This window comes from Xanthobacter sp. BG11Y11_SDJG (assembly GCF_057364445.1).
In genome coordinates this window covers 1-8,628 of record NZ_JBNFNU010000168.1, presented here as the reverse complement: position 1 = coordinate 8,628, position 8,628 = coordinate 1, and the positions used below count along the sequence as shown (strand labels likewise).

Below are 8,628 nucleotides of genomic sequence, written 5' to 3'. Positions count from 1 at the left end.
GCCTGCGCCTCGCGCGCGGCCAGCGTCTTGCGGCAGCACCTGCTTCCCTTGGGGCCGAAGGCCTGGGCCTGGCCCTGGGCCATGGCGAGCACCAGGTCGCAGGCGGCGAGCGCGGCTGGCCGGTGGGCCACCACCACCACGATGCCGCCGCGCGCGCGGATGCCCCTGATGGCGGCCTCCAGCGCCGCTTCGCCTTCGGCGTCGAGGCTCGAATTGGGCTCGTCCAGCACCACCAGGAAGGGGTCCTTGTAGAGCGCGCGGGCGAGCGCCACGCGCTGGCGCTGGCCGCCGGACAGGGTCGAGCCGCCCTCGCCGATGCGGGTGGCGAAGCCGTCGGCGAGGCGCAGGATCATCTCGTAGGCGCCGGCCGCCTTGGCGGCGGCGAGCACGTCCGCCTCGGCGGCGGCGGGGTCGAAGCGGGCGATGTTCTCGGCCACCGTGCCGTCGAACAGCTCTACGTCCTGGGGTAGGTAGCCGATCATGGCGCCGCGGACCTCGTCGGGCCATTGGTCCAGCGTCGCGCCGTCGAGGCGCAGCTCACCCCGCAGGACCGGCCAGACCCCCACCAGCGCCCGCGCCAGCGTCGATTTTCCGGAGGCGGACGGGCCGATGATGCCGAGGGCATGGCCGGCATCCACGGCCAAAGAGACATTCTGCACCGTTGCGGCCGCCGCTCCCGGCGGCGCCACGGTGACCAGTTCCAAGGTGAGGCGCTGGCTCGCCCGCTCGGGCGCCACGGCGCGCGCGCGGTCGTCCTCCGTCAGCGCCTGGCGCAGGCGGCTCCAGGACTGGCGCGCGGCCAGGAACGGACGCCAGCTCTGGATGGCCAGCTCGATCGGCGCCAGCGCGCGGCTGGCGATCACCGAGGAGGCGATCATGACGCCCGGCGAGGCCTGCCCGGAAATGACCAGCCAGGCGCCGACGCCCAGCATCGCCGATTGGAGCATGAAGCGCAGCACCTTCGACAGCGCACCGAGGCCGCCGGCAACGTCGGCGGCGCGCTGTTGGGCGGCCAGATACCCGGCGCCCCGCTCCTCGAAGCGGGACAGCATGCGCTTTTCCATGCCGAGCGCGGCCACCACCTCGGCATTGCGCCGGGCCTGTTCGAGCAGCACCGCCCGCTCGGCGCCGGACTGCGCCGCCTCGCGCACGGGGCGCCGGGTGCGCCATTCGGTGACGAGGGTCAGGGCCACCAGCAGCAGCGCGCCCGCCACCAGCGTCCAGCCGAGATAGGGGTGCAGCAGGAAGCACGCGAACACATAAAGCGGCATCCACGGCAGGTCGAACAGCGTGGTCGGCCCGAGGCCCGACAGAAAGGAGCGCACGGTGTCCAGATCGCGGGCGAGCTGCATGCCGCGCCCGTCGTCGCGGCGCCGCAGCGGCGCGCGCAGGATCGCCGACACCACGGGACCGCTGAGGCCCTGGTCCAGCGCCACGCCGATGCGCCCGAGGATGCGCTGGCGCAAGGCGTCGAACAGACCCTGCACCGCATAGAGCGCCATGACGATCAGCGACAGGGCGACGAGCGTCGGCAGGCTGTGGGAGGGCAGCACCCGGTCATAGACCTGGAGCATGTAGAGCGAGCCGGTCAGCATCAGGATGTTGACCACCGCCGAGAACGCGCCCACCGCGACGAAGCCGTGGCGGCAGCGCGCCAGCGCCCGGCTCGGAAGATCGGAGGCGGCGTGCGGGTTCGCGCCGGCTTTGGTCACTCGGCTCATGGGCAGGTTTCGACGGTCGCTTCGCTGCGGCAGGTGGGGCGCCGGAGGAGGCTAGTTAGAGCCGGGAGGCGTCACCCGTGTGACGGGCCCCGAGCCCGTCGGGGTGAAAGGGCGCACAAGCGGCCTGCCATGGACGCAGCGATCGGGTAACGTGGGCGTGAATGGGGTCGCAGGTCGGGGAGCGGCATGAGATACGCGGTGGCGCTGGCTGTGGCGATTGCCGGCCTTCAGGCCGTCCCGGTGCACAGCGCCGGTCCGTCGGACGCCGGGCTAGCGGAGATGCTGGCGCGGCGGTGCGACGATGCCGCGGCGAGCCCGTTCGACCTGGACCGGCCCGTCGGGGTGCCGGGCGTCCCGGCCCACGAGATCGATCCCGCCATTGCCATTCCGGCCTGCATGGCGGCGGTGCGCGCCGCACCGCAGGTGCCGCGCCTCTGGTATCAGCTGGCGCGCGCCGATCTCGCCGCGCGGCGCTTCGACGAAATTCCGCGACATGGCGGCGCAGGGCCGAGGCCCTCGGCCATGCGGGCGGGGCCCACGCGCTCGGCCAGAGCCACGAGGCGGGACATGACGGCGCGCGCGATCCCGCGGCCGCCCGCAAGCTCTATGAAAAGGCGGCCAAAGCGGGGTTCGCCCCGGCCATGGTGGATCTGGGCGTGATGCTGGAGGACGGCACCGGCGGCAGCGTCGACGTCGCCGCGGCCAATGGCTGGTATCTCAAGGCGGCCGAGGCGGGCGACCTCGCCGCCATGAACCTATTGGGCGACAATCTGGTGGCGGGAAACGGCATCGCCAAGGATGCCGGCAGCGGCGCGCGCTGGTATCGCCGGGCCGCCGAGCAAGGCGACGGCTTCGCCATGGCAAGTCTCGGCCTGCTGCTGGAACTGGGCAACGGCGTGCCGCGCAATCTGAAGGAGGCCAACGGCTGGTACCGCAAGTCCGCAGCGGCGGGCAACCGCCGCGGGATGCGGCTGCTGGCCCTCAATCTGGAGACCGGAAACGGCCTGCAAAAGGATTCGCGCGCCGCCATCTCCTGGTACAAGCGGGCGATCGAGGCCGGCGACGTGATGAGCATGCGCCTGATCTCGTTCAGCTACTTCAACGGGACTGGCGTGCCGAAGGACCCGCAGGAGGGCTTCTACTGGCTGCGCCGGGCCGCGGAGGCCGGCGACACGGCGGCGATGATGACGCTCGGCCTCGCCGACTCGCGCGGGCAGCGACGTGCCGCTCGACTTCGAGCGCGGGCTCGGCTGGCTGCGCAAGGCGGCGGAGCGCGGCGACACGCGCGCCGGGGCGGCGCTGGCGGTGCTCAGCGAGACGCCGCCGGGGCAGAGCGCCTGCCAGAACGTGCTCGGCCAATACCATGACCTCGGCACCGAATATGATGCGCTGCCGGTGCGCTTCTCGCGCGGCCATCCGGCGTTCCGTGCGGTCTGCACCGGCTTTTCCGGCCTGAAGGAAACGACGTGCGCCGCTGCCACCTGCTCAATCCGGACGGCGCCGGCGATTTCGTGCGCAAGGTCCGCAAGCAGTGCCGGTGAGACAGTGCTGGTGCAGCGCGGCGCGGCAGCGCCCGCCCGGCCTCAGCTCTTCGGCAGCCCCGCCTCCAGCGGCACCACCGGCGCATCCTTGGCGCGCTTGAGGGTGAGGGCGGTCTTCACGTTGCGCACGTTGGGCGCGGCGGTGATCTCCAGCACGAAGGCCTGGAAGGTCCGCAGATCGGGGGCGACGCAGAGCATCAGGAAGTCCACCTCGCCGGAGAGCATCCAGGCGGACCGCACCAGCGGCCATTGGCCGATGCGCGCCTCGAACGCGGCGAGGTCGGCCTCGGCCTGGCTCGTCAGGTGCACCATGGCGAAGGCGGTGAGGTCGTAGCCGAGGCGCTTCTCGTCCAGCAGCGCCCGGTAGCCCTCGATGATGCCGTCTTCCTCCAGCGCCCGCACGCGCCGCAGGCACGGCGGCGCCGAGATGCCGACGCGGCGCGAAAGCTCGACATTGGTCATGCGCCCGTCCCGCTGGAGTTCGTCGAGAATCTTCCAGTCCACGGCATCGAGGCGAACGGTCAAGGCGGGCTCCTTGCGAATGGCTGGGCGCACCTTAGTGCGCGTTTGCCGCAGCGCAACGAAATAATCTTTCGCGAAGAGGGCGACGTGACCCTACGGTTATAAGGCAGGCCGGCGTATCTTGTGGCGCCGCACGCGTGCTCCTACATTCCTGCATGGCTCGTTGGCCTCTTCCCCAGAGGCAGGGGCGCTTCACAGCGCAGGCGCGGACACTTCGTGCGCCTGGGTTTCGAGGATTTCCATGACCACCCATCACAAGAAGGTCGTCATCATCGGCTCTGGCCCGGCGGGCTATACCGCAGCCATCTATGCGGCCCGCGCCATGCTGGAGCCGGTGATGTTCGAAGGCATCCAGCCCGGCGGCCAGCTCACCATCACCACCGACGTGGAGAATTATCCCGGCTTCGCGGACGTGATCCAGGGGCCCTGGCTGATGGAGCAGATGCGGGCCCAGGCGGCGCACATGGGCACGCAGATCATCGCCGACCATGTGGCGAGCCTCGATCTGTCGCGCCGGCCGTTCCGCATGACCACCGAGGGTGGCGAGACCTATCTCGCGGACGTGGTGATCCTCGCCACCGGCGCGCAAGCGCGCTGGCTCGGCCTCGCCTCGGAGGAGGCCTATCGCGGCTTCGGCGTCTCCGCCTGCGCCACCTGCGACGGCTTCTTCTATCGCGGCAAGGAGGTCGTCGTGGTGGGCGGCGGCAACACCGCGGTGGAGGAGGCGCTGTTCCTCACCAATTTTGCCTCCAAGGTGACGGTGGTTCATCGCCGCGACAGCTTCCGGGCGGAGAAGATCCTGCAGGAGCGGCTGTTCGCCCATCCCAAGGTGAACGTGGTCTGGCACGCCGAGCTGGCCGAGATCGTCGGCGCCGAGGAACCCACCCGCGTCACCGGCGTGATGCTGCGCGACACCCGCACCGGCGAGGTGACGCGCCTTGCGGCCGACGGCGTGTTCATCGCCATCGGCCATGCGCCCTCCACCGAACTGGTGAAGGACCAGCTGAAGCTCAAGCCGAACGGCTATGTGTGGACCGCGCCCGATTCGACCGCCACCTCGGTCGCCGGCGTGTTCGCGGCGGGCGACGTCGCCGACGACGTCTACCGGCAGGCGGTGACGGCGGCGGGGCGGGGCTGCATGGCCGCGCTCGAGACCGAGCGCTTCCTCGCCCACCACCAGGTGTCGCAGGCGGCCGAATGAGGTCCGGCTCCGCGAGCGGCCGCCGGTGCCGCTCAGCGGCCGATCGAGGGTTGAACAGTGAGCCCGGACCCCGCCATCACGCGGGGAAGACTGCTGCCAGGGAACGGAACCCCCGATGGATTGGGACAAGCTGAAGGTCTTCCATGTCGCCGCCGAGGCGGGCTCCTTCACCCATGCGGGTGAAACGCTCGGCCTGTCGCAATCGGCGGTGAGCCGGCAGGTCTCGGCCCTGGAGGCGGAGCTGAAGGTTCCGCTGTTCCACCGCCATGCCCGCGGCCTGATCCTGACCGAGCAGGGCGAACTGCTCTACCGCACCGCCCACGAGGTGTTCCTGAAGCTCGAATCGGCGCGCGCCCAGCTGACCGACAGCCGGGAGAAGCCCAACGGCGACCTGCGCGTCACCACCACCATGGGCCTCGGCACCCACTGGCTCACGGCCCGGGTGGGCGAGTTCGTGGAGCTTTATCCCGACATCCGCATCCAATTGATCCTCACCGACGAGGAGCTGGACCTCGCCATGCGCGAGGCGGACGTCGCCATCCGCATGCGCCAGCCGGTGCAGCCGGACCTGGTGCAGCGCAAGCTCTTCACCGTGCATTTCCACGCCTATGCCTCGGCGGACTATCTCAAGCGCCACGGCCAGCCGCGCACGGTGGACGAATTGGACAAGCATCGCATCCTGCTGCTCGGCGGGCCGATCCCGTCTTACTTCCAGGGTCTCAACTGGCTGGAGCATGCCGGCCGCGACGGCTCCACCCCACGCATCCCTGCCTTCGAGGTGAACAACGTGCTCGGCCTCAAGCGCGCCGTGGAACGGGGTGTCGGCATTGGAACCTTGCCGGACTACCTTTCTGACGATTCCACGTCGCTGGTGCCGCTGTTCACCGATCGCGAGACGCCGAAGCTCGAGGCCTATTTCACCTATGCCCAGGAAATGCGCTCCGTGGCGCGCATCCAGGTGTTCAGAGACTTCCTGATATCCAAGGCCCAGCGCTGGAATTATTGAGCAAGATCAATTCAGGTAGCGGGCTGCCGCCTTCCGGTGGGCAGCCAAGCGTCCAGCACATGCCTGATATGCGATCAAACGGCGTTGCAATATGCCTATGCAGCAGGCATTTTATCCATGCGCTGATTGCATCCTATGCGGTGCCTCAGCTGTTCCCCTCTGGAAGGTTCGCCGCTCTGCGGCGATACTTGCCGGGCCTTTCATCGGGCCCGGCATTTTTCTTTTCCTCCCTCGCAATTCGCATGCTTTTGTCATGCGTTGGTAGTATGTGATTGACGTTCGAGGGTGTTTCGCCTTCCGCCGTTCGCTTTGGCATGTCCAGCGGGCCGGCGGCACGGCGGGACGGCGCGGGCCTCGTCCACCGGTCCCCGTGCGAGAACGCAAGGGGCTCGGACCTCCATCCCATTCATCAGGGGAAACGAGATGGCGATTCTGAAGCGCGGTTTGGCCGGCGAGCCGGTCAAGATTCTCCAGGCCAAGCTCGGCGTGACCGCCGACGGCCAGTTCGGCCCCGCCACCGAGGAGGCCCTGAAGGCCTACCAGAAGGCCAACGGCCTCGCCGCCGACGGCATTGCCGGCCCGGACACCTTCTCCGCCATGGGCCTGCCGGAACTGATCCTGCTCACCGTGGGCACCAAGGGCGAGGCGGTGAAAAAGCTCCAGACCGCCCTCGGCATCACCGCCGACGGCCAGTTCGGCCCCGGCACCGCCAAGGCGGTGAAGGCGTTCCAGGAGAAGAACGGCCTCGAGGCGGACGGCATGGCCGGCCCGGTGACCCTCTCCAAGATCCCCGCCTTTGCCGGCGTCTTCAGCGCCGAGGCCGTGGCCAAGGCCCAGAGCGGCCCGGCGACCATCGGCACCGACGGCAAGCCGGTTTCGGCGGACGCCGCCGCCGCCCCGAAGAAGAGCATCTGGCAGACCATCACCAGCTTCTTCTCCTGACATCACCCGGCGGAATGCGCGGCGGTCCCCTCGGGCCGCCGCCTGCCGTCTTTGCCGGGCCGTGCGCCGGCCGGACAGGGCTGGCTCGTGCCTGGTGCGTGTTTGTTCCCAGGTCGGGCAGAGAGCCCTAGGCTGCGCCGATGGTTCTTCTTCTTCCGATGGTCGCCCGCGTCATGGATCACGTGGTGAAACCCGCGGCCCTCGCTTTGGGCCTGTCAGCGTTGGTCCCGCCCGCCGAGGCCCGCACCGACCGGCCGGCCACGTTCGTGGACGTCACCCGGCTGGTGCCCGGCGTCATTCTCGACGTGCGCTATTTCGGCAGCGACAATTTCGTCGGCACCCGCGTCGACGGCTACGAGGCGGCGCGCTGCTTCCTCACCCGGCCGGCAGCCGAGGCGCTTGCGAAGGTGGCGGAGGATGCCCGCCGGCAGGGCTATGGACTGAAGCTGTTCGACTGCTACCGGCCGGCCCGCGCGGTGGCGCATTTCGCGCGCTGGGCCGCGGACCTCGCCGACGAGCGCACCAAGGCCGCCTATTATCCCGACCTCGCCAAGTCCGAGCTGTTCAAGGAAGGCTATATCGCCTCCCGGTCCGGCCATTCGCGCGGCTCGACGCTCGACCTCACGCTGGTGCATGCCGCGACCGGCGCGGAGGTGGACATGGGCACGCCGTTCGATCTGTTCAGCCCGCGCTCCTGGCCGGGATCGGATGCCGTGACAGCCTCCCAGAAGGCCAGCCGCCAGCGCCTCGCCGACCTGATGACGCGCCACGGCTTCGTGCCCTTCGCCAAGGAATGGTGGCACTTCACGCTCAAGGACGAGCCGTTTCCCAGCACCTATTTCGACTTTCCGATCCGCTGAGCCTGAAGCCCTCCGTGCGCCGGGCCGAGGGCAGGGGCGCCGCACCGCCTCAGTGGGGGGCGATCTCCTCCACCTTCATCTTGCGGCCCCAGCAGTCGAAGAACGCCCCCTCGTTCAGCACCAGCCGGTCCTCGGCGAGGCGGGATTCGAGGCGGCGCAGGCGCGCCCGCGCCTCGGCATTTTCGATCGGGCCTTCGGCGTCGAGCACCGGGAAGAAGCTCACCCCGTCCCAGGCCTTCTTCGCGCCGGCGAACAGGCTGGAGATCTGCGTCCAGCCGATCTCGTCGCCCACGAAGGTGAGGAAGGTGGAGGCGAGCGGCGTCACCCGTGTCTCGCCGATGGCCACCAGAACCACCAGCGCCGTGAAGTCGCCCTCCCGGGCATAGGTTTCCGCCAGCCAGTCCGAGAAGTCGTCGGCCGGAGGCAGGGGATCGGCGAGCGAGGGGCCGCCGGCGGCCGCTCACGGGCCCGCTCCTTCGCTCCGCCGGCGCGCGGCCTGCGCCTAGAAGTCGACAAGGGGCGTCTCCGGAAAATAGTGGTCGAACAGATACCAGAACGGGGTCTCGCGCGTGTCGAGATACCAGGCCTCGAACGCCGCCAGGGCTTCGGCCGGTGCGAGGGTCTCGGCCGGGGCTTCGGCCAGGGCTTGGGCGTCGGGCTCCGGTACGGCCGCCGCGCGGCCGGCCGCAAACAGGGCCAGCGCCACGGTGGCGAAGCGCGTGAGGACCTCCGAGCGTGCACGGGCTGTCGTCGTCCCAGCCGAGCCGGCCGCGCAGCAGCGCCTGCCCGGCGGCAACCGCGAGCTCGGGGGTTTTCCACCTCCGCCGTCGCCGCG

9 protein-coding genes and 1 pseudogene are annotated in these 8,628 nt (G+C 69.9%); 6 read left to right on the top strand and 4 right to left on the bottom strand.

Annotated elements, in window-relative coordinates; all coding sequences use genetic code 11:
- A partial coding sequence (locus AC2W7M_RS14335; protein WP_486132935.1) for a type I secretion system permease/ATPase occupies window positions 1–1,721 on the bottom strand: 1,721 nt, incomplete at its 3' end.
- A 161-nt stretch (window positions 1,722–1,882) separates the two neighbouring features.
- Here AC2W7M_RS14335 and AC2W7M_RS14330 point away from each other — a divergent pair.
- Together AC2W7M_RS14330 and AC2W7M_RS14325 are read left to right on the top strand one after the other, a co-directional pair.
- Window positions 1,883–2,305 (top strand): annotated as a pseudogene (locus AC2W7M_RS14330) (hypothetical protein); the annotation flags it as partial.
- Between the two features lie 57 nt (window positions 2,306–2,362).
- Window positions 2,363–3,088, top strand: coding sequence for a tetratricopeptide repeat protein (locus AC2W7M_RS14325; protein ID WP_486132936.1), 726 nt, complete (start codon window positions 2,363–2,365; stop codon window positions 3,086–3,088).
- A gap of 216 nt (window positions 3,089–3,304) precedes the next feature.
- Here AC2W7M_RS14325 and AC2W7M_RS14320 read toward each other — a convergent pair whose 3' ends face one another.
- On the bottom strand, window positions 3,305–3,787 hold the full coding sequence (locus AC2W7M_RS14320) for an Lrp/AsnC family transcriptional regulator (RefSeq protein ID WP_486132934.1): 483 nt from the start codon (window positions 3,785–3,787) through the stop codon (window positions 3,305–3,307).
- A gap of 238 nt (window positions 3,788–4,025) precedes the next feature.
- On the opposite strand from AC2W7M_RS14320, the gene trxB reads away from it, so the two are divergent.
- The 4 genes from trxB (at window position 4,026) to AC2W7M_RS14300 (ending at window position 7,793) form a co-directional block, all read left to right on the top strand.
- Window positions 4,026–4,985, top strand: a complete 960-nt coding sequence (gene trxB / locus AC2W7M_RS14315) for a thioredoxin-disulfide reductase (protein ID WP_486132933.1) — start codon at window positions 4,026–4,028, stop codon at window positions 4,983–4,985.
- Between the two features lie 115 nt (window positions 4,986–5,100).
- Window positions 5,101–5,991: a LysR family transcriptional regulator gene (locus AC2W7M_RS14310; protein ID WP_121625560.1), complete on the top strand. Its 891-nt coding sequence runs from the start codon at window positions 5,101–5,103 to the stop codon at window positions 5,989–5,991.
- Between the two features lie 423 nt (window positions 5,992–6,414).
- Complete coding sequence (locus AC2W7M_RS14305) at window positions 6,415–6,933, top strand: peptidoglycan-binding domain-containing protein (protein WP_486132932.1); 519 nt, start codon at window positions 6,415–6,417, stop codon at window positions 6,931–6,933.
- Between the two features lie 185 nt (window positions 6,934–7,118).
- On the top strand, window positions 7,119–7,793 hold the full coding sequence (locus AC2W7M_RS14300; protein ID WP_486132931.1) for a M15 family metallopeptidase: 675 nt from the start codon (window positions 7,119–7,121) through the stop codon (window positions 7,791–7,793).
- A gap of 49 nt (window positions 7,794–7,842) precedes the next feature.
- Here the strand turns inward: AC2W7M_RS14300 and AC2W7M_RS14295 are convergent, their stop codons facing one another.
- Complete coding sequence (locus AC2W7M_RS14295; protein ID WP_486132930.1) at window positions 7,843–8,148, bottom strand: hypothetical protein; 306 nt, start codon at window positions 8,146–8,148, stop codon at window positions 7,843–7,845.
- Between the two features lie 147 nt (window positions 8,149–8,295).
- Window positions 8,296–8,628: hypothetical protein (locus tag AC2W7M_RS14290; protein ID WP_486132929.1), on the bottom strand; the 333-nt coding region annotated here is incomplete at its 5' end.

What these genes read in the sequence shown, in the direction of transcription:
- AC2W7M_RS14310 (WP_121625560.1), top strand. Translation starts at nt 5,101, where the DNA reads ATGGATTGGGACAAGCTGAAGGTCTTCCATGTCGCCGCCGAGGCGGGC.
- AC2W7M_RS14305 (WP_486132932.1), top strand. Translation starts at nt 6,415, where the DNA reads ATGGCGATTCTGAAGCGCGGTTTGGCCGGCGAGCCGGTCAAGATTCTC.
- AC2W7M_RS14325 (WP_486132936.1), top strand. Translation starts at nt 2,363, where the DNA reads ATGGTGGATCTGGGCGTGATGCTGGAGGACGGCACCGGCGGCAGCGTC.
- trxB (WP_486132933.1), top strand. Translation starts at nt 4,026, where the DNA reads ATGACCACCCATCACAAGAAGGTCGTCATCATCGGCTCTGGCCCGGCG.